Annotated in this window: 20 protein-coding genes, 1 tRNA gene and 1 riboswitch; of the genes, 6 read left to right on the top strand and 15 right to left on the bottom strand. The window is 52.1% G+C overall.

All coding sequences use genetic code 11. The features are described 5' to 3' along the window. Positions 1-95: 95 nt before the first annotated feature. The 4 genes from cobW to AC2215_RS11160 form a co-directional block, all read right to left on the bottom strand. Complete coding sequence (gene cobW, locus AC2215_RS11175) at positions 96-1,145, bottom strand: cobalamin biosynthesis protein CobW (RefSeq protein ID WP_486810073.1); 1,050 nt, start codon at positions 1,143-1,145, stop codon at positions 96-98. Positions 1,146-1,184: 39 nt separating this feature from the next. Next, positions 1,185-1,847, bottom strand: a complete 663-nt coding sequence (locus AC2215_RS11170; RefSeq protein ID WP_486810072.1) for a HupE/UreJ family protein — start codon at positions 1,845-1,847, stop codon at positions 1,185-1,187. A 208-nt stretch (positions 1,848-2,055) separates the two neighbouring features. Then, complete coding sequence (locus AC2215_RS11165; RefSeq protein ID WP_486810071.1) at positions 2,056-2,751, bottom strand: HupE/UreJ family protein; 696 nt, start codon at positions 2,749-2,751, stop codon at positions 2,056-2,058. 8 nt (positions 2,752-2,759) lie between these two features. Further along, positions 2,760-3,233, bottom strand: a complete 474-nt coding sequence (locus AC2215_RS11160) for a DUF1636 family protein (protein ID WP_486810070.1) — start codon at positions 3,231-3,233, stop codon at positions 2,760-2,762. Positions 3,234-3,645: 412 nt separating this feature from the next. Beyond that, positions 3,646-3,790, bottom strand: a riboswitch (cobalamin riboswitch). A 308-nt stretch (positions 3,791-4,098) separates the two neighbouring features. Between AC2215_RS11160 and AC2215_RS11155 the strand changes: the two genes are divergently transcribed. Further along, entirely contained in the window at positions 4,099-4,569 is a 471-nt protein-coding gene (locus AC2215_RS11155; RefSeq protein ID WP_486810069.1) for a J domain-containing protein, read from the top strand. A gap of 257 nt (positions 4,570-4,826) precedes the next feature. Here the strand turns inward: AC2215_RS11155 and AC2215_RS11150 are convergent, their stop codons facing one another. Continuing rightward, positions 4,827-5,012: a hypothetical protein gene (locus tag AC2215_RS11150; protein WP_486810068.1), complete on the bottom strand. Its 186-nt coding sequence runs from the start codon at positions 5,010-5,012 to the stop codon at positions 4,827-4,829. A gap of 34 nt (positions 5,013-5,046) precedes the next feature. Beyond that, entirely contained in the window at positions 5,047-5,181 is a 135-nt protein-coding gene (locus tag AC2215_RS11145) for a hypothetical protein (RefSeq protein WP_486810067.1), read from the bottom strand. A 30-nt stretch (positions 5,182-5,211) separates the two neighbouring features. On the opposite strand from AC2215_RS11145, the gene AC2215_RS11140 reads away from it, so the two are divergent. Next, on the top strand, positions 5,212-6,261 hold the full coding sequence (locus AC2215_RS11140; protein ID WP_486810066.1) for a DUF928 domain-containing protein: 1,050 nt from the start codon (positions 5,212-5,214) through the stop codon (positions 6,259-6,261). A gap of 372 nt (positions 6,262-6,633) precedes the next feature. Here the strand turns inward: AC2215_RS11140 and AC2215_RS11135 are convergent, their stop codons facing one another. The 4 genes from AC2215_RS11135 to AC2215_RS11120 all read right to left on the bottom strand — a co-directional run bounded on the left by AC2215_RS11135 (position 6,634) and on the right by AC2215_RS11120 (position 10,651). Continuing rightward, the gene (locus tag AC2215_RS11135) at positions 6,634-8,346 is read right to left on the bottom strand and encodes a helicase HerA domain-containing protein (protein ID WP_486810140.1); all 1,713 of its coding nucleotides are present in this window, start codon (positions 8,344-8,346) and stop codon (positions 6,634-6,636) included. Between the two features lie 195 nt (positions 8,347-8,541). Further along, positions 8,542-9,081, bottom strand: a complete 540-nt coding sequence (locus AC2215_RS11130; RefSeq protein WP_486810065.1) for a late competence development ComFB family protein — start codon at positions 9,079-9,081, stop codon at positions 8,542-8,544. 239 nt (positions 9,082-9,320) lie between these two features. After that, complete coding sequence (locus AC2215_RS11125; protein ID WP_486810064.1) at positions 9,321-10,193, bottom strand: M23 family metallopeptidase; 873 nt, start codon at positions 10,191-10,193, stop codon at positions 9,321-9,323. Between the two features lie 248 nt (positions 10,194-10,441). Further along, positions 10,442-10,651, bottom strand: coding sequence for an Hfq-related RNA-binding protein (locus AC2215_RS11120; protein ID WP_486810063.1), 210 nt, complete (start codon positions 10,649-10,651; stop codon positions 10,442-10,444). Between the two features lie 147 nt (positions 10,652-10,798). Between AC2215_RS11120 and dapF the strand changes: the two genes are divergently transcribed. Then, positions 10,799-11,659: a diaminopimelate epimerase gene (dapF, locus tag AC2215_RS11115; RefSeq protein ID WP_486810062.1), complete on the top strand. Its 861-nt coding sequence runs from the start codon at positions 10,799-10,801 to the stop codon at positions 11,657-11,659. Positions 11,660-12,000: 341 nt separating this feature from the next. Then, positions 12,001-13,167: a hypothetical protein gene (locus tag AC2215_RS11110; RefSeq protein ID WP_486810061.1), complete on the top strand. Its 1,167-nt coding sequence runs from the start codon at positions 12,001-12,003 to the stop codon at positions 13,165-13,167. Positions 13,168-13,184: 17 nt separating this feature from the next. Here the strand turns inward: AC2215_RS11110 and AC2215_RS11105 are convergent, their stop codons facing one another. Beyond that, positions 13,185-13,328: a hypothetical protein gene (locus AC2215_RS11105; protein WP_486810060.1), complete on the bottom strand. Its 144-nt coding sequence runs from the start codon at positions 13,326-13,328 to the stop codon at positions 13,185-13,187. A gap of 286 nt (positions 13,329-13,614) precedes the next feature. On the opposite strand from AC2215_RS11105, the gene AC2215_RS11100 reads away from it, so the two are divergent. Then, positions 13,615-15,360 (top strand): EamA family transporter, encoded by a 1,746-nt coding sequence (locus tag AC2215_RS11100; protein ID WP_486810059.1) that lies wholly within the window; start codon positions 13,615-13,617, stop codon positions 15,358-15,360. A gap of 381 nt (positions 15,361-15,741) precedes the next feature. Here the strand turns inward: AC2215_RS11100 and AC2215_RS11095 are convergent. Then, a tRNA-Ser gene (locus AC2215_RS11095) sits at positions 15,742-15,828 on the bottom strand. A 481-nt stretch (positions 15,829-16,309) separates the two neighbouring features. Between AC2215_RS11095 and AC2215_RS11090 the strand changes: the two genes are divergently transcribed. Further along, entirely contained in the window at positions 16,310-16,678 is a 369-nt protein-coding gene (locus AC2215_RS11090; RefSeq protein WP_486810058.1) for a 2Fe-2S iron-sulfur cluster-binding protein, read from the top strand. A gap of 219 nt (positions 16,679-16,897) precedes the next feature. On the opposite strand, the gene psbQ is transcribed toward AC2215_RS11090, so the two are convergent. The 3 genes from psbQ to AC2215_RS11075 form a co-directional block, all read right to left on the bottom strand. Next, on the bottom strand, positions 16,898-17,344 hold the full coding sequence (psbQ, locus tag AC2215_RS11085; RefSeq protein WP_486810057.1) for a photosystem II protein PsbQ: 447 nt from the start codon (positions 17,342-17,344) through the stop codon (positions 16,898-16,900). 46 nt (positions 17,345-17,390) lie between these two features. Beyond that, positions 17,391-18,233, bottom strand: coding sequence for an alpha/beta fold hydrolase (locus AC2215_RS11080; protein ID WP_486810056.1), 843 nt, complete (start codon positions 18,231-18,233; stop codon positions 17,391-17,393). A 130-nt stretch (positions 18,234-18,363) separates the two neighbouring features. Further along, positions 18,364-18,756 (bottom strand): glyoxalase superfamily protein, encoded by a 393-nt coding sequence (locus AC2215_RS11075; RefSeq protein WP_486810055.1) that lies wholly within the window; start codon positions 18,754-18,756, stop codon positions 18,364-18,366. Positions 18,757-19,267: the final 511 nt, after the last annotated feature.

The raw sequence follows: 19,267 nt of genomic DNA, 5'->3' as shown, positions 1-19,267 counted from the left end.
TGAGAGGCGTTGGGGACATCAGTGGGGTTTAGGTGCGCCTTTCCCCTGGTTTGGGAGAGGTGGGTGACCCCACTTGAAACCGATTTAGATCCCACTCATCCAACCATTTCGGAGATGGAACCTTCGAGATCCGTGCCATCGAGATTTTCCCCAATAACCACTAAATGGGTTTGGCGGGGTTCGTCCGGTTGCCAAGGGCGATCGTAAAAATAATCGAATCGCCGTCCCACCCCTTGCAACACCAACCGCATCGGCTTGTTGGGAACGGCGACGAACCCTTTAATTCGGTAAATTTCTCGGTCTTCCACCAATGCCGTCAGTTTTTCCACCAACTGTGCCGGATCGAAGGGGCGATCGAAACGCAGATGTACCGAGTTGATATTATCGTCGTGGTCGTGTTCTTCTTCGGTATCGTGGTGGGAGGGGCGATCGTCGAGATGGTCTTCTACGGCCGCATTAAAGCCGAGCAACACCTCCGAATCGATCTGTCCGCTTTGGCAGGGGACGATTTTCACCCCCGTCGGCACTTCCTGCGCCAACCAATTCTTCACCCGCGTCTGAGTGGGGGCATCCACCCGATCGACTTTCGTCAGTAATACCATATCCGCGCAGGCGAGTTGGTCTTCAAATAACTCTTCGATGGGGGTTTCGTGATCGAGGCTTTCATCGGCTTGTCGCTGGGCTTCCAACGCATCCAAATCCCCCACCAATTCCCCGTTGGCAACCGCCTCGCAATCCACCACGGTCACCACCCCATCCACCGTTGCCCCCGTGCGGATTTCGGGCCAGCGGAAGGCTTGAACGAGGGGTTTGGGCAGGGCGAGTCCGGAGGTTTCGATGAGAATGCTGTCGAGGCGATCGCGTCGTTTGAGGAGTTCTTGCATCGTCGGCAAAAACTCTTCTTGTACCGTACAGCACAGACACCCATTGGTGAGTTCGACAATATTATCTTGGGGGTTCTCCTCCTGTTCATCGCACACCTGACAGGATTTGAGAATCTCCCCATCAATTCCCACTTCCCCAAATTCATTCACCAGAACGGCAATCCGCCGTCCTCGATTGTTTTGCAGCAGGTTGCGCACGAGGGTGGTTTTTCCCGCACCGAGAAAACCGGTAATCACCGTAACTGGAATTTTGGTGGCCATAGGGATCGTTTTTTGTGGATGAATCGGAACAAATGGGTTTTAACCGAGGACGGAGGAGGCTAAAAATGCCGCCCCAATGCCGCAGATGGTAAACCCGGCAAACCGCAAGGATAAGTTGGGGGGTTCGCTGATGGTTTTCAGGGCGAATTGAGCGATGCTATAGGCAATCAGGGCGATCGCCAGTTGAATGAAGGTAAACCCGGCTAAATAGGCGACTAAGGGGTTCATTTCGGCACCGATAATCGCCTCGCCGTAGGCATATCCGTGGAAAATACCGGCAACGGCCGCCGCGATAATCGCCAGCACTAAATTCGGCAAACCCTTGCGGGCGAGTAAAATTCCAAACAGCAGTACCGATGCCGAGATAATAATTTCTAAAGCGGGTAAATCGATGCTGGCTAAATGGAATCCCGTTCCCGCCATGGCAGTGAGAACGAACGCCACGGGAATGGCCAACCCGCGCAGTCCCAGGGTGGCGGCGAGTAACCCGATGGCGATCGTAAACGTGAGGTGATCGATTCCCACCACGGGGTGACCTAAACCCGAGAGGAAACCTTCAAAAAAATTGGTCGGTGTTTTGCCCCCAAAGGGATGGTGAGCGAATGCGGGAGAGGCGATCGAAAATAAACCGACGCTGGCGAGTAAAAAGACGATTGTGCGATTGAGTTTGAGATTCGATCGAAAATCGTAAGAACGTAGCATGGCGATGGTTGAAAATAAGGGCAATGAATGGGAGATGCGTTCGACGGCAACCCGTTAGAGGAAAACCATGAGGTTAAAACCCGTCGCAACGCATCATCTACAGTTGTTGGGTCATCCGCCTGAGAATCTTTGAAACCCTTACCTGGCAAAGATAAGCGTTTGAGGGATTTCAAGGGCGATTTCCCAACCACTCGATCGTTTGGACTTTTCAGACTAAAACCACAGAAGAGAGTAAGGTCATCCCAACACCACAAATGGCAAAGCCGGCAAATCGCAAGCCGAGATTGGGGGCTTCGTCATTGCGATAAGAACGCAATAGTTGACCGACCCCGTAAGCCAAAAATCCCAGAACCCCGTGTGCAATCGTCAATCCTGCGTAGTAACCGGCGAGTAACCCCGCAGATGCGCCAGCGACCAACTCGCCGTAGGCGTAACCGTGAAAAAGACCGAAGATTGCCGCCGCGCCAGCGACTAGGGCTAAATTCGGCTGGCGCTGCCAAGCGAGGACGAGTCCCAAACCCAGGACCGAAGCGGAGATAACCGTTTCCAGGGCGGGTAAATGAGTGCCGGCGACCTGAAGAATGGCACCGACGAGAACCGTCGCGACAACGAGGACGGGAGCGGCGAGGCCCCGACGACCGACTGTAGACGCGAGCAATCCGAGGGCAACGATGAATGCCAGGTGGTCGAACCCGGTTAGGGGGTGGATTAAACCCGACATGAAGGCGGCAAAACCGGTTTGGGGAATTGAGTGACCCGAACCGGAGTGAGCCAACGCGGGACTGGCGAGTAATACCGGTACGAGTCCGATGGCGAAGACGGCGAGAATGCCGAGAAATTTGGGTTTGAGTTGAGATAGTTTAAAGCGAGAAAGTTTGAGATCTGAAACGCGAAGAAATAGCATACGTATACCTAATGTGAAAGATTCAATTTTAGGTTGCCAGCGATGGTTCGTTCGCGATCGCGCGTGGGTTCGGGTTTTGAGGTCGAAGGCGATCGCATGGCAACGGGGGGAATGTGAGCGACGACACGTTTTCTGAGCTGTTTGGGACGTTCTGCCCAGGGGAGTAAACCTTCAGCATCTGTGTAATATCGTTCGGCACATTCGAGCACGGCTTCTGAGGTTTCTAAAACAGTTTCCGATTCGGTTTGGATATCTCCAAAGAGATAGGTATGTTTACCGGAGGCTGCGAGGGAAAAAACACAACCTCGATCGCAAGCACTCATGCACCGAACGGGTTTGAGGGAAACTTTATCTTTATATTCCCAGTGTTGGTGCAAGGATTGAAGCTGTTTGAGAAACTGCTCGCCACCACAGCGAATTCGCTTACCATTTTCCCAGGTTGTGGCACAAGTGGTACAAATAAATAAAGTATGTTCGGACATTTTTAATGTGTCGCGCGGGAGGAATTTTGGGTCGTTCGATTTTGGGTTTCGATCGAGGAAGAAATTTACCTCAACCTCACACTCGATCGCCGGAAGGATGGGCTTCGATACATAACAGAAAAGAGAATCAAATTACCTTAAATTTTGCTAAAGATATTGAGCCACAAATCTCAATAGATTACGTTTCTTTCAGGGATATCTTTAACGGTTTGAAAGGGTGAAGATGGAGATTTCGAACGTGACGTTGGCGAACGTCGCGTTCGCCAACAATCCCTCGAGACTCTGTCGATCTCTACTCTCAATGCAGGGAACGACACCCGTTTGGGGGATGAAGCGGGTGGTTTAACCGAGGGTGAAACCAAATCAAAAACTTAAACTGAGTCATCATCCGTACCTCGCAGATGGAATTACATCATGACCGATCGCGTCGGCGGGCATTCTGACTTCAAGACTCGAGCGTCTCTTTACAGCTGCGGGACAGTGCCGGATTTTCACCGAACTTTCCCCCTTGCGTCGAATGGCTGCTCTCCATTCGAACCGACTAACCTATTAGGGTAGCATGGCGCGCGCGAACGCTATGCCCGATCGGGTTGAAATGACCGATCGCCCATTGACACATTCTCCGGAGAACCACAACCCATCTCACTTCCCGATACGATTGAGAAGGAAGCAAGTTTTCCCCACAGATCGGCTTAAAGATAATGCCAAAACACTGACCTCATTCTCTTCATGTCGAGGACTCGATGCCTCGATCGCGCTCTATGCGCTAGCTTAGAACAAGAACCACTGAAGCTGACCTGACCGAGTTCGCCATATATTTTAGGTTTCGAAGCCAGTCTAAATCTCGCTCGAACAATAAAAATTAATGAAACTTCGTTTTTCGTTGATTACTTTATTACAAATTATTCCGCTAGTTGTATTAATTATCAGTTTAATTAATCCATCTTCTGCCGTGCCCGTTTTGGTCTTGCTGTTTGTTTTATTTCCGGTTCTACTCTTTAAGTTTTTTCAGCAAGCCCTCGATGATTTCGAGCGCGAAATGTATCTCAAAAACGAGCCCAAAAAAGAAAAAAAATTTCCAGACTGGTATCAAATCCCGATTGAGCAGGAGTTCAATTCGGAGGTTGAAGAATTTAATCGTTTAACGCCCTATCTCTATACCCTCAGACTCTCTTTTCCCTACACCCGAGAACAACTCAACCAAGCCTATCGCCAACGGGCTCGAGAAACCCACCCCGACATTCCCGGCGGCAGCGAGCGAGAATTCATCCAGGTACGCAAAGCCTATGAAATTCTCAAAGAAGAACTTCAGACGGAAAATGGCAGTCATAAGTGATGGGGAATGGGGAATAATCGATCGATTTTATTTTTGGCATCAGGATTCAGGTATCAGCCGTCAGTCATCAGATAAAAATTCCAGTTCCCGCGGTCACTGATGTCCTCATTAATATGGCGACTTCTAGATTTTCGAGCTCCCAAAAAATTGATGCAGAACACACAAAAAAACTCCCGACATTGCCGGGAGTTCGATATAAAATTACCCTCAAGATATTTCGCAACGAGCTGCTTCAAAATCTGTCGGGTGTCGAAGGGTTAAACAACAACCACTTTTCCCAGACGTAAAGCGCGATGTAAGTGAGCAACCAGTTGATTTTCTCGCTCCGTTAATGGGTTGGAAAGTGCGAGGATTAACAACTGCCGATCCATCGGGGCAATCTTACCGATTGCCAAAATTTGATGAACGATTTGCTCGATGGTGAGAGGTTGGGAAATCGACACGGACGGACTTCTCGTAGACTGCTTGCGAACACTCTCATTGTGGCTTGCCCACTGGGGTCTCGGGGGCGATCGAATCGAGGAAAAACGGCGATCGTTGGGGAGATTTCGCGCGATCGATTCGAGGAGATCGGGCGATCGAAAGATAACTCTCCAGAGGATCTGATGCCAATTTTCCCGTGAGAAAAATCACAGAGTATCGATGAGATCGACCCAATTGCGCACAAAGGATTGGCTCGAAATTCGCCACTGCAACGAATCTACTCCCATCGAGCGGTTGGTGTTGAGTGCGTGTCAAACAGCCTCCGGGGACGATTGGGCTGCATTAGGATTGGCGGTGAGATCGGGAACTCGCAGCCCATTGACGACCTCTGACCAATTTTCAACAAAACAAAACTCTGCTTTATTGAGATCGAACGTTATTAGTATTTTGAACGGGGACAAATTTTCAATGATGGCTCGAACGTTTTGGCAACACTTGCTCGTGTCCATTTCCGTGCTGTGCTTTGTAGAATTAGGAGCGCTTCCACATTCTCTCAACTCGGTCTCGGCCGAGTCTGCCTGGGAGACCTCCGCTGCAATTGAGGGAAGCACTCCCACGATCGACTTCATCCCTCCCGACGACGGAGACCCCGGCGATACGGCCTCTGGCGGCACGCGAGGTCGCTGTTCCGAAATTACCGCCACTGCACCGGAAGAATTCAGGGCTTTGCTTCCCGAAAGCAATCGCGGTTTAACCCTGCACGCCCACCCGACCTTCTTCGTGTACGTTCCGCAAACATCGGCAAAGGCGATTTTTTTCCAATTGCAAGATGAGCGCGAAAGGGTTCGCTACCAAACTATCGTGCCAATCAACGACAGACCGGGAATCGTGAGTATCGAGCTTCCCTCCAGCGCACCGGCTTTAGAACTCGATCTCATCTATCTGTGGTCGGCTGTTGCCCTATGTGAATATGATGGAGGACAACTCGACCTCGATACGGTTCTCCCCTTTACCCCGAACGATCCCTGGGTGCAGGGATGGGTGCGGCGCGTCGAACCGAATGCCGATCTGCAAGGTCACATCGACTCAGAAGCCTCTCTAGAACTCGCCGCGTTGTATGCGGCTAAAGGGATTTGGTTCGATACTCTGGCGGTTTTAGCTACCCTCAGACGCGCTCAACCCGAAAATTCCAGACTGGTCTGGGAATGGGAAACCCTATTGCAATCGGTTGGACTCGATTCAATTGCCAGCCAACCCTTCATCGAGTAGAAGCGATCGGGCCCCACAGGTCGATCGTCGGTCCGTGAGGGTCGCACTCAAAAAGCTTTGGGGATGCGATTCCATCTGAGGACGCTATCTTAACTGACGTCAGGCGCGGGATAACAGTTTCCGGTGAGGATGGGGTGGGTGTAGGGAGAATCTCATCGAACGGCCTTGGTTGATTAATTGTCCCCAATGTGGAAAGCTCCCTTTTCACACATGAGGTGAATCCAGTTCACCGCTCCACCTCGGGATAATCCTTAACCCGAACTGGCGTTAACTGCGATAGCGACTCAGAAGAGGGAAGGGAAATGGGGAATGGACTTCAATCGTGTAAATCAACTGTGGGGGCAGCAAAGCGCAGGGGTGGCGCTATAAAATCTAAAATCCCAAATCCGCCTTCGCCGATTCCGCTGCGGGCAACAGCACCTCCGAGGGTTCCTCTTCCCAAGCCACATCGCCAATTTCGCGGTAGAAGGTCTCGTCGTAGGGTCGCGTCTTCACCACCACCGGCATGGGGACGGCATGACCGAGAATCAGGGCTTGTTGCTTGGAGTCGAGTTTGGAAAGAACCGATCGCAAACTATGCCCCCCAGAGACTCCCGTAAAAATCGCTTCGATATCTTTGTCGTCGTTGAGTAATGCCGTAATCCGGGTGCCGATTTGGGACATGACCTCGTTATCAATGCCCGAAGGACGCTGATCGACCACGAGCAGGGTGACGAAGTACTTGCGCATTTCCCGGGCGATCGTGCCGAAAATGGTACTGCGGACCGATGCCGGATCGAGAAAGCGGTGGGCTTCTTCGATGGTAATCACCAACTGGTGGGGGCGATCGAGGGGATTTTTGGTTTGCAGGAACCGTTCCGATTTGGCGACGTAGTGGGCGTGAATCCGTCGGGTAATAATATTCGCCGCCAGCATATAGGACAGCATGTTCGACTGGGAACCGAACTCGATGACGACGTGTTTCCCAGCTTCGAGGGACTCTAAAATCTGGTTGACGTAGTTTTGAGGGCAAGTGTTGCGGATGTACTTCAACTCGTCGAGGCGCATCAGTTTGCGCTGCAGGGCCATAATCGAGGACTTGTTCCCCCGCCGTTCCTCGCAAAACATCTGAATTTCTTCGTTATCCATCGCCAGGAGTTGGGTAATCCACGATCGCCCGAACTCCGTGCGCAGAATAATGGCATTTTCCAGGCTGGCTTCGGAAAGATTTAACTCTCGCTGCACCAGCATCATATCTTCCACGTCGATCTGGTCGTAGCTGAGGTACAGTTCTTGTGCGTCGCGAATGCCTCGGCGACGAGTGGACTCCGGATCGAGGGTGTAGATTTGCACGAGTGAGGGGAAAAGCTGGCGCAACCCTTTGACGGTACTGAACTGCTTACCTTCGCAGGGGGCTTCCCAACCGTACTCCGAGTGCATGTCGAATATTAAATTCACCGCTGCCTGTTTGCGAATCACCCCCGACAGTAATAACCGCGTCAGGAAGGATTTCCCCGTCCCGGATTTGCCGAACACCCCATTGCTGCGTTCCACAAATCGATCGAGGTCTAAGCATACGGGAACTTCCATATCAAGGGGCTGCCCGATGTTAAAATTTTTCCGATAGGGGTCGTCTTCCCAGCCGAACACCGCCCGAAAATCCCCCTCGCTGGCTTCGTAAACTTGGGAAAAGTGACTGGGAATGGTTTTTACGGGGAGTAATTCGATTTCGGCGTTGGTATTGGCGGAAAAGTTAGCGAGTTTCGACCCGTTTTCTCGATTTTCCGGCTGCGGCTTTTTTTGAGTATCCGTCAGCGTCAGCATCAGCATCGGACTGAGTTCGATGGTGCCGTAAGTGCCGCTACCGGCGAGAACCGATTGCAGGAGGGTATCTTCCGGGTGAGGGGGATCGGCAAAAATTCGAGTGCTGCTGGTGCCCAGGGTGACATCCGTGAGCATACAAAAGAAGCGCGATCGCACCCCTTGAACCACCAGGAACTTCCCCACCCGCATCTCTTCGACGGAAACATCTGGATGCAGTCGCACTTCCAGACCGTCGCTGAGGGAACCTTGAATGACCGAACCTAGAGGGCGATCGAAATCCATGGGAAGGAAATGGGGAATGGGGAACACCGGAATGGGAAAGAGCGATTTTTCCATTTCTCCCCGGTTAATTGTCGGGGAGAAGCATTCGACTCAAAACTTATCAGTTCGATCGATAAATGTAAACCCGAATCCTTCATGTGAAAAGGCGATCGACTCGACCCCAGACCCGCGCACCCCATATCCCAATTCACCCCGTTACTTCTGCTCGAAATTCGGTGCGTAAGCTTCGAGCAAACTGCTGATATTGGAGAGAAAATCGTCGGCGGAGACTTTGGGACCGATGGTAATCCGATCGGGGAAAAAGTCGGGCTTATCGATGTTTTGTTTGATCGCCTCGTCCACTTTGAGGGTAATCAACTCTTGCAGCTGGTCTTTAGCGCGCGATCGCTGGTAGGTTGCCCCCTCTTCGGTGGTGGCGTAAAGGGGCGGCAATCGGTTGAGGGCGTAGGCAGCAATATCCCCCACATCCAGGGTTTGATTGGTGGTAGCCTCGATTTCCGCTACCCGCGTAATCGCAGCAGACAGTACCAATTCTTCCATGACGTTGATAAACTGCTTGCGAGGCAAAACAACGACTTCACCGGTTAGCAGGGCCCCCATTAAGCGATCGAGGGACATATACTCTTCAATGGAGAGTTCCGAAGCCGTGTTGCAAATGCGTCCGACTTCCGCTTCCATTACTGGAGTGAGATATCCATCTTGCAGCGCTTGTTCGACAATTTTGACAATACTCATAATGTTCTATTCTATAGATTCCGCGCGGTAAATCGTTTTTGGGACTTCCCCGCGATCGAGAGTCAAGCTAAGGAAAAACCGGAGTTCAGCCCGCTCGATAGCGCACCCGAATCTCACCCTTCCTGGCATTTGAGATCGAACGGGTTCTCGCTTCCTATCAAAAATTAGGACAGCGCGATCGCGGTTGAAAAATTCTGCCTAAGCCATAGCCCAGCAAATTCCGTTTTAGCACAAAACGCTTACTTCAAGCCTCTCTCCAACCAGGGGATCGGATCGACGGATTCCCCGTGAACGTAGAGTCCCCAGTGCAAGTGGGGCCCGGTGGAAATTCCCGTCGATCCCACCCGACCGACGATATCTCCCGCCCGGACCATCTGTCCCTCGCGCACGTCAATTTCGCTCAGGTGAATGTACATCGTCGTTACCCCCTGACCGTGATCGATGCCGACGCTGTTTCCGTGCAATTCAAATCCCTCGGACACCCGACCCACGAGGGAGATGCGCCCGTCGGCCGCGGCGAACACCGGTTCCCCCATACCAGCGGCGTAGTCGAGTCCCCGATGGTAGTAGTTTTCGGCCCATTCTCCGTTGTAGTAGCGACGCACGCCGTAGACCGTCGAAATCCAGCCATCCACCGGCTGCAAAAATATCCCGTTCCAAAGCTGTTCGGGGGTGGTCAGGCTTCTAAATTCTGCAACGCGATCGAATTCGTAATCCGTCCCTTCAATGGCATTCACTTGGGCAGACAGCCAAATCTCCTGGATGGGAAAATCCCGATCGCCCACCTGCACCGTCAGCGTCTTCACCTGACCTTCTCCGGAGACTTCAACGGTACGCCCACCGGGAGATTCTAGGGGGGTCGTGGGGATGAACCCCCGAAATCGATTCGCCCCCACTCGATAGGTGGGATAAACTCGACCGTTAACGCTGAGGGTGGGATTGGCCGCATCGGCCGAATCCGTTTCGACGATCGCCGAGAGGGTATCGCCCAGTTGCGGATTCTCAGGCAAAATTCGCGCCTCTAACGCCATCGCTGCGGCCGTCGGCAAAGTACACGCCCACAGAAACAGACCCATGCAATGGCGAGATATCGTTTGAGTAAAATCGTTCACGCTCGAACCCAATATATTAAGACCAACTCTTATCGTAGACGTCGCTAGAGAATTCGGAGGCGCGGAATTAAAAGAAAGGGGAAAGGGGAATGGGGAATGGAAAAAACCTGTTTCTTCGATGAGTGTCAATAAACCAGTCCGCGTTTTGCCGTACGTATTTGACAATGATACAAAGGCGAGATTTCAAGGATTGGCTCTCCCCCAGTTCTCCCAGTTCCCGAGACCATCGATGGGAGTCTCGATCGAACTCACCCCATCGGTTTGAAATAAACGATCGCCGAACGAGCAATGATGATTTGAACCTCCGATGCGTCTACCGAGCACAGATACTGCGCATCTTGCCAGAGCACGCGACCGACGATCGCATCACCCGTGGACAGTTTGAGTTCGACTTGTTGTTTGGTTCGAATGAACTCTTGAATCTTGCGAATGCTCGGCAACCCAGTATCGAGTTCCATCACGACTCCTTTTTGTTAGAGAATATGGATGTAGAGGGCGATCGGACTCCAAGATCGATCGATGCAGCCTCTGGGGCGAGCAACTCGCTCCAAGTTAATGCCCAATTTACTGCTAGCCCGATCTTAGACTACTAAACCGAAAGCAAAATGGGAATTGAATTTACAAAGTATCACGGACTGGGCAACGATTTTATCCTAATTGATAATCGTGCCTCGTCCGAACCTTGTTTGACCCTCCAACAGGCGGCAAAACTGTGCGATCGTAACTTTGGCATTGGGGCGGATGGGGTGATTTTCGTCCTGCCACCCGAGGGAGACACCGATTACACCATGCGCATCTACAACTGCGATGCCTCCGAAGCTCAAATGTGCGGCAACGGCATTCGCACCCTGGCTAAATTTATCGCTCGCTTGGAAGGTCGCGAAACCGCCAGCGACCTCCGGTATCGCATCCACACCCTCGCCGGAGTCATGATTCCCGAACTCCAAAGCAATGGCGAGGTGAAGGTTGATATGGGGGAACCGATGTTGCTCGCCTCCCAAGTTCCCACAGCCCTCGCCCCATCCGATGAAAAAGCGATCGATGTCTCTTTAGAAGTTGCCGAGCGATCGTGGCAAGTGACGGCCGTGGGTATGGGCAATCCCCATTGCGTCACCTTTGTCGAGGATGTCGCCGCCCTCGACCTGGCAACCCTGGGTCCGCAATTCGAGCATCACCCGATGTTTCCCGAACGTACCAATACTGAGTTTATTGAAGTGGTCGGACGAGACCGGCTGAAAATGCGGGTTTGGGAACGGGGAGCCGGCGCGACTTTGGCCTGCGGGACGGGGGCTTGTGCGTCGTTAGTGGCTGGGGTGTTGACCGATCGATGCGATCGCACTGCCACTGTAGAACTTCCCGGCGGTCCGCTCCAAATCGAGTGGTCGATGGCGGACGGACGACTCTACATGACCGGTCCCGCAGAAGCGGTCTTTTCGGGCCGGATCGAAGCCGGATTTTTGAGCTAAAGTCTCTGAAGGTGAGATAACCAAGTCTCATGTCAATTCAGGGGTGAAGGCAAGCCAAGGCAAATTACAGGCTTCAATGACCGAACAGGCTTGGCAGAATGCTCCAGCCAACCCGAATCCAACGCGATGGACCATCTCATCGCTCCGAATTAACGAAACCCTTCGCGGGTTGAAACCCTCGACACTTGCATTGGAGTCACGATCTACGAGCAAATCCTAGATAGAGACGGTACGGGTCGAGGAATTGACTCCTCGATTATGACCCCTGGCTTGTCAAAACAACCGAACTCAGCTTGAAATTGAGTCAAAACGCACCAGTAAACCTTAGATAGAGAGACGGCATGGGTGGAGGAATTTATCTAATTGACGATGACGATCGGCTTGTAGAAATGACCGAGCAAGCATATGAATCGGAAGAGCGGCTGCAAGAGTGGCTCGAACAATATCCCAACTTACTTGCGGGCGATCGCCCCAACAACGAAATTTCCCGGCGTTGGTTGCTCGTATCGCGAGAAAATTCGAGTGCCAACGAAGAGGAGGGAACCCGACCGTGGTCGAGAGATCGCCTGTTTATCGATCGTCTGGGGATTCCGACCTTGGTGGAAGTCAAGCGCATCAATAGCGAGCGCTGTCGCCAAGAAGTAATCGGTCAAATGCTCGACTACGCGGCGAACGCGATCGTCTACTGGCCCATCGACCAGATCGTGGCGAAGTTTGAAGCCAACTGCCGGGAACAAGGTCGCGATCCCGAGCAGGTCTTCGAGGCGTTTCTCGGGGCAGATGCCGACGAAGAAGAGTTTTGGCAGCAGGTGAAAACCAACCTCCAAGCGGGGAAAATTCGCTTGGTCTTCGTGACCAATGAAATTCCCGTGGCAGCCCGTCGGGTGGTGGAATTTCTCAACGAACAGATGGACCCGGCGGAAATCCTCGCCGTGGAAATCGAACAGTATACCGATCGCGAAGAGGATTTGAGAGTCTTAGTGCCCCGCACCATCGGACAAACGGCCGGAGCCAAGCAGAAAAAAGCCAGTGCGACCCTCGGACGGCGTCAATGGGACGAATCGTCATTTTTCCAAGAACTCAAGGATCGACGGGGCAAGGAAGAGGAAATCGTGGCGCGTAAACTCTACCAATGGACCCTCGATCGTCCGAACGTTCTCGACGTGCAGTGGGGTATGGGAGATACCTACGGCGGATTTTCCGTGTGCGCCCTCTCGGGAAGTTCTGGAACCGCGGAGGATCTGTTTCGCGTGGGAATTTGGGGGGGCTTGGAAATTTCTTCGCGCGATTATGCCAGTCGCGAACCCTTCGATGCCAAAGACAAGTGGCAGGAACTCAGAGAGCAACTCAGTTCCATTGGGATGGCACTCCCCAACGATCCTCGGGAACCGCGTTTCCCGTTTCTGCGACTGTCTACTCTTCAAGACGAACCCGCCCTCGAGCGAGCTTTGCAAATTTTTGAGTGGATCGCTCGCGAAATTCAGGGAGCTTTAAAAGGTCGCGATTGACCCAAACCCAACGGGGCTTAAGCATTGGTGAGGCGGTTTTGCTGATGTGCTAGGGGTGTCGGGTGTAGGGGAAGAGTTTGGGGTGTGCGGGTGTAACCGGTGGAGTCTGTGTCGAGCATCACCCCAGGTGGCTTGACGACACTAAATCTGGGGCTTGACAAATCCGAGGCGATTCTGAGCTGTCACCAATGGGGTTGAAGTCATAGACATCGGGAGGAAAAGGGTGAAAAGTTCAGGGTTCACGGAGCAATTTGCCATCGATCGCGACAGACCGGAGTAAAATTAGCCCAGAATCGATCGCCCATGGGTTACACGTCGATCTACCTCACCCAGAGATGACCGATCCTGACTCCGATCGATTCGGCGAATGGCAGGCGATCGCGCATTCTCAACGCCCAAACCCCAAACCACTTACTCTCCACTCAAACAGACAAAGGACAACAGATCATGGCGCAAAGGGACGATCGATCCGCAACGGGCGCACCCCACGCTCGCTCTGCAGAAGAGATTCTACGAACTCTGAGTGAAGATCTAAAAAATCTCCAGCAAGATATCATCGTCCAATTAGCGCGGGATGTTTCGCGGCTGCAGGGGGAAAAGTCGCGCCTCACCGGGGAAATCGAACAATTGCAAGCCAGACGGCAACAACTTGCCGATGGATCGGGAGATCCGATCGCTCCGGAGCCTCTGTGGACGCAGCAAATGGCACAACTGTTAGCGGCGCAGTTGCAAGAGCAGTTATTCCGACGGATCGATCGTCCCATTGTCAACCCCTTCGGGACGTTTGATGGGGGAACGGGGGAATTATCCGCATGGGAATCGGGGGGATCTCACCTCGACTTTCCCCAAACCGCCGATGAGGTGACTCAGTTGCTCGATAACAGCCTCAACACCTCCTACCGCAACGTCGATCGAGATCTCGGCAGCCCCCGCAGTTCCCTGTCTCAGCAACTGCGGCAAATTCAAGGTCTCCAGCAGCAGGGTGAGGTGATTTTAGAAGCGTTGGTTCGTCGTCTGAGCCAGCAAATCCGGTTGGATGCGACAACGGTTCCCGAGAATGGCAGCATTCCTCCCAACGCAACCGATGGCTTACCCCCTCGGGATCAAACATCCACCCCGCGTCTATCTTCGACCCCGACACTTAACCGCCCCCAACTGACGAAATCCTCCGCGACGTCCCAACCGACATCTCAGGTCAAACTCGGGTTAATCCTGGCACTACTCTACGCGGCCACCCTGTCGCTGTTTAACGTCAGTATCGGGGTGATTCTCAACCCGAAAACGATTTTTGGCATTTGGGATTGGGGCGGTATCATCTCCCCGAGCGTCGGCAATTCCCTGCTGATTCTGTTTTTGCGCATGGTGGTGGTGGTGGGGTTGATGCCCCTGCTCGCCCTGTGGCTGTATCCGACCATGTGGGAGGATTTGGGACAATTTTGGCAGAGTCGGGACGATCGCCTCAAACTTCAAGTCATCGGCAGCGGTGCGGGGTTGTTTTTATCTCAAGTTCTCATTTACATGGCGTTCGGCACGGGAATTCCCATGGCGGTGGTGATTACCCTATTTTTCGTCTTTCCCATCGTCACGGTTTTGGGGGCTTGGGTGCTATTTGGTGCCCGTCCGTCGAACTTGCGCTGGGGAATTATGGCGATCGTTCTGTGTGGGGCGATTCTGTCCGTGCCGCGCATCTCCGATGTGTTTTCTGGAGATGTGGGGGAGAATTTCGTGCTTGGTAGCATTTATGCGGTGGCGTCGGGGATTACCTTTGCCGGATACGTGCTGCTCACCCAAATCTGCGGCAAAAAGCTGCACCCGATGCCCTTTAGTTTTGCCAATTTCCTCACGGTGTTCGCACTGTGTCTGGTGGGGGTTTTGCTGGCGGGAATTACCGGGTGGGGGTCGATGGAAGTGCTCAAAGACCAATCGATTCCCCTGCTCTCGAGCGGTATCTGGCTGGGGGTTCTGACCCTCGCGAGCTATATCTTCAATAATTTTGCTATTAAATACTCCGATGCGGCTCTGGCTTCGATCGTCGGGGCAACCGGACCGGTCATGACGGCACTGTTTGCCTGGATTATTGTCAATGAGGTGATGCAACCCCTACAAATCGGCGGCATGGTGTTGGTGACCATCGGCGTCGTGGGGTTGAGTTTGGAACGGATTTTGCTGGCGAAGCAGGGGGGTCGGCGTTGAGGTTTTTCCCCAGAGGATTTGTAGGGGCACAAGCAGTTGAACGATTGAGTTTGGAAAAAACGAAATCTGACAGCTCCAAATGCGCGCGCCCTCCCTTATTTATTGTTCGTAGGGTGGGTCGTTTTTCCTGTTGGAATTTCGCTGTTACACCAGCCATCGAACTGCCCACCAATCCTCAGAAAATTCGATCGTTGACCCAATCACGATATCTGTTGCGATATTAATAGAAACCCAAAAACTCGGAAGCCGGAATAGAGCCATCGCCCCCCATTGCTGACTTCCGAATTTTGAGTTTTGAATCGATTTTCAACTCATCAAAAAAAACAGCCAGGGTTAGAAACCTATCTAACTCTGGCTGTAACCATTTAGTTGGAAACTAAACGGAGAGGGAGGGATTCGAACCCTCGTTAGAGTTACCCCTAAACAGCATTTCCAGTGCTGCGCCTTCAACCACTCGGCCACCTCTCCAGGAAGCACAGTTTATTCTATTTTTTACTGTAGCTATAAAAGCATAACAGAATGTGCGCGCGAGACTCAAGCAAATTTGAAAAAGATCTGAGATTTCTCGGGATTCGGCTCGATCTACCAGATCGAGCGACCCTGGGAACACCCTTGGTTTCACTGCGCCCCTCCCTCGACTGTGCGACGGTGGCGAGCCATTCGAGAGCGGGTCGTCCTACGAGTGAGTATCGCGTGGGAATCGCAGGTGGGATATGATAGCTCAAGCAGGTAAAACCAATAAAGTGCTAACCGCCACCTGTGACTCAAAATCAAATTCAAATAGAACCCGGCACGGAGGGGCATCCCGTGTCGTTAATAAAGCTTACCGAGTAACCTAAGCAATCGCTGGTGTTGGTAAGAAGTCCGCACTCTCCCATTCGGGGAGGGTCGGGAGTATGTCACGGACGAGACGCTTATCCAAATTTTGGCTTCTGTTCTACCTTTCCCTATGACCCGTTCTTACCAAATCCACATTCACGATCGCCACTCGAACCAGGACTATTCCGTCCGCGTACCCGAAGATCGCTACATTCTCCACAGTGCCGAAAATCAGGGGGCAAACCTACCGTTTTCCTGTCGCAACGGCGCGTGTACTACCTGCGCGGTACGGGTTCTCTCCGGGGAACTCCACCAGCCGGAAGCCATGGGACTTTCCCCAGAACTGCAACGGCAGGGATACGCGCTGCTGTGCGTCAGTTATCCGCGATCGGACATTGAAGTGGAAACCCAAGACGAAGATGAAGTCTACGAACTCCAGTTCGGACGTTACTTCGGGAAAGGTCGGGTTCGCTTCGGATTACCTCTGGATGAGGATTAATGGGATAAGGGGGAGAATTATAGCAACCGCCACATGAATGAGGACACTGGTGAAAATGAGCTTCGGAGGCTTCGGAGGCGAAGGGGGCTTCGGGGGGAAGACTCCGGCAAAATTACAGAATTGTCCTCATCGAACTGGCGACTGCTATAACAATTAAAAATTCAGACCCCCGATCTCCCGTGGGATTTCCGCGCTGTCGAATTCGCCAAATCCAGGAGTTTATTCGGAGTCGGGAATGAGATTCAACAGGGCATCGATATCATTTAAGCTATCTTTGTAATCGCTCATTGCCTGCCGGTAGTTCCCCTCATCCGCTGCCGCATCGAGGCTTTCTAAGTGACCGAACAACTCTTTGGAGATTTCTTTGGCTTCTTTCTGTTCCGACTTGGACAGGTTGTTCGTAATCGTACCGGCTTGCTGACGGATGGTTCCCAAGGGACCGTGGATGAACATATCCACATAAGTCCAGTTTTCCTTATTGATGAGACCGATCAACTCGCTGGTCATGCGATCGCGCATGGTCGAAATTTTCTCTGCGGAGATATTCAGCAAACTGATTTGTGAGGGGCTATAGACGGGGGCAGCGGCTTGAGGGCTACCACAACTGACGAGGACGACGGCAAAAAGGGCACAAATCCAAGCCAGAAAAGACTGATTACGGCGCATAGTTCTCGATTGCGTTCAAATATTAACAAAACTTACGTCAATCATTTTACCGACGACGGAGAAACGTGAGAAGCGATTGGCTAATCTCGCTAGACCAATGTTCTTGGGGGTAGTGTCCCGCTTCTGGGAGTTCGACGAATTCGACGTTCGCGATCGCCTTGGCAGCGGTTTTTGCTTCGTCGAGGGGCAGCCAGGGATCGAGAATCCCCCACAGGATTTGGGTGGGTTGCTGCCACTGGGATAAACCGGACTCGATTTGGGCCATCGCCGACGGCATCTGAAGATTCTTTAGGGTCATCAGTAACGATCGACCGGCATCGGAACTGCTTAAATAAGGGCCGCGATAGACGTTCAAATCCTTATCTTCAACGACGAAACGACTTCCACCTTCCAAAAGGCGATCGACCAATAGCGGATCTTGGGTCATCATATCCCCAACAAACGGCCAACTCATTTGTTGCATTTTGAAGGGGAGTTTGGCACTTGCGGATAGGGGAGTATTTAAAATCGCCAGCCGTTCGATGCGATCGGGGTGAGCGAAGGCATATTGCAACCCCACCGATCCTAAAAATCCCTGCACCACCATCGAGAATCGATCGATGTCCAGGGCGGCTAAAAATGCATCGAGGGCTTCGATAAAGGCTTCGGGGGTATAGGCAAAATCCCGTTTGTCGGGTTTAGACGATCGCCCGTGACCGATCCAATCGGGAGCAATTCCTCGAAAACCCTGACTGGCTATCTCTGGGAGAATCGCACTCCAGCTATGACTCAGGGAAGGGATACCGTGAAGGAAAAGAACGGGAGGATAATCGGTCGGTTGTTCGGGTTGGGCTTGCAGGTAAAACCACTCGAACGACCCGACCTCGATCGAGTTTTTTTCAATAGACACCGTTTTTTTAGGGTTTAATTCTTTATGATGTCTTCCACTCTACCGTAAAGCTGTCATCGGGCTATCGCGTTTATCCTCAGTTCTGAGACCGGGGGTGGAATGAAAATTTTTTGAAATTCTCGATCGAAACTTATTCGACAAATTCGTAAAAGGCAATACAAACTCCCGCGAAATCGAGAATGGCAAACTCTTTTGAGCCCCAGGGCTTGGTTTCCAACTGACCGTTGGGATGAACGATATCTTCTCCTTTGGCTTGAAACTCTTCGTAGAGCGCTTCAACGCCTTGGACTCGAACCCGCAGGCTGGTGCCATCGACCAGATTTCGATCGTCATTTTTGACGAGAAAAAGAGAAACGCCATCCCGCTCGACGATCGCCATTTCGATGGGGTTGCCTTCTTGATGGGTGACAGTGAATCCTAGCTTTTGTTCGTAAAATTCAATCGCTTTTTCGACATCGTTTCCCGCCGGAATTAACGGTGTCATATCGAGAAGCTTTGGCGAGCTATTATTTTTGTTATTCATTGATGGATTGTAACCGTAGAGAAAAGGGTTTGAGATCGTTCGCCAAAAAGCTAAATTTTCAGGAGTTTTAGCTTGGAAGAGATTAAAGATATAGTAACTGCCAGTGCGGTTAGGACAACACCGGACAATTGTGTAATGAACTCGTCGTCTTCCCCCCCTGCCCCCAAAGCCCCCGAAGCCCACAGTCAATTGTGACCTAACCGATATGGCAACTGCTATATAAGCTGGGACTGGAGTTTTAAGCGGACAAGCACTCGCGTAGCAACTCTTCCAAAGTCTCGTGGAACGATCGCTCCCCCGCGTTGTCAGGTTTTGGACGATCGCAGTCGCACGTGGCTTCATGAGGTGACACTTACGATCTAGAGTCCTTCCACAATTTCTGCAATTGTTTTTGACGGTAACGAGTCATTCCGTACATCCCAAGAACGACCAAACTTACGGTTGTGGTGGATAGAGGTTCGGGAACTTCTTGCACGGGTTCGGGTTCCGGTTCTGGGAGGGGTTCGGGTTC

Source organism: Zarconia sp. (assembly GCF_057467645.1).
The sequence above is the reverse complement of the archived record's forward strand: the minus strand, read 5'-3'. Positions and strand labels throughout refer to the sequence as shown.

Coding starts and splice junctions, on each gene's coding strand:
- cobW (WP_486810073.1), bottom strand. CDS start 1,145: ATGGCCACCAAAATTCCAGTTACGGTGATTACCGGTTTTCTCGGTGCG.
- AC2215_RS11170 (WP_486810072.1), bottom strand. CDS start 1,847: ATGCTACGTTCTTACGATTTTCGATCGAATCTCAAACTCAATCGCACA.
- AC2215_RS11165 (WP_486810071.1), bottom strand. CDS start 2,751: ATGCTATTTCTTCGCGTTTCAGATCTCAAACTTTCTCGCTTTAAACTA.
- AC2215_RS11160 (WP_486810070.1), bottom strand. CDS start 3,233: ATGTCCGAACATACTTTATTTATTTGTACCACTTGTGCCACAACCTGG.
- AC2215_RS11155 (WP_486810069.1), top strand. CDS start 4,099: ATGAAACTTCGTTTTTCGTTGATTACTTTATTACAAATTATTCCGCTA.
- AC2215_RS11140 (WP_486810066.1), top strand. CDS start 5,212: ATGAGATCGACCCAATTGCGCACAAAGGATTGGCTCGAAATTCGCCAC.
- AC2215_RS11135 (WP_486810140.1), bottom strand. CDS start 8,346: ATGGATTTCGATCGCCCTCTAGGTTCGGTCATTCAAGGTTCCCTCAGC.
- AC2215_RS11130 (WP_486810065.1), bottom strand. CDS start 9,081: ATGAGTATTGTCAAAATTGTCGAACAAGCGCTGCAAGATGGATATCTC.
- AC2215_RS11120 (WP_486810063.1), bottom strand. CDS start 10,651: ATGGAACTCGATACTGGGTTGCCGAGCATTCGCAAGATTCAAGAGTTC.
- dapF (WP_486810062.1), top strand. CDS start 10,799: ATGGGAATTGAATTTACAAAGTATCACGGACTGGGCAACGATTTTATC.
- AC2215_RS11110 (WP_486810061.1), top strand. CDS start 12,001: ATGGGTGGAGGAATTTATCTAATTGACGATGACGATCGGCTTGTAGAA.
- AC2215_RS11100 (WP_486810059.1), top strand. CDS start 13,615: ATGGCGCAAAGGGACGATCGATCCGCAACGGGCGCACCCCACGCTCGC.
- AC2215_RS11090 (WP_486810058.1), top strand. CDS start 16,310: ATGACCCGTTCTTACCAAATCCACATTCACGATCGCCACTCGAACCAG.
- psbQ (WP_486810057.1), bottom strand. CDS start 17,344: ATGCGCCGTAATCAGTCTTTTCTGGCTTGGATTTGTGCCCTTTTTGCC.
- AC2215_RS11075 (WP_486810055.1), bottom strand. CDS start 18,756: ATGAATAACAAAAATAATAGCTCGCCAAAGCTTCTCGATATGACACCG.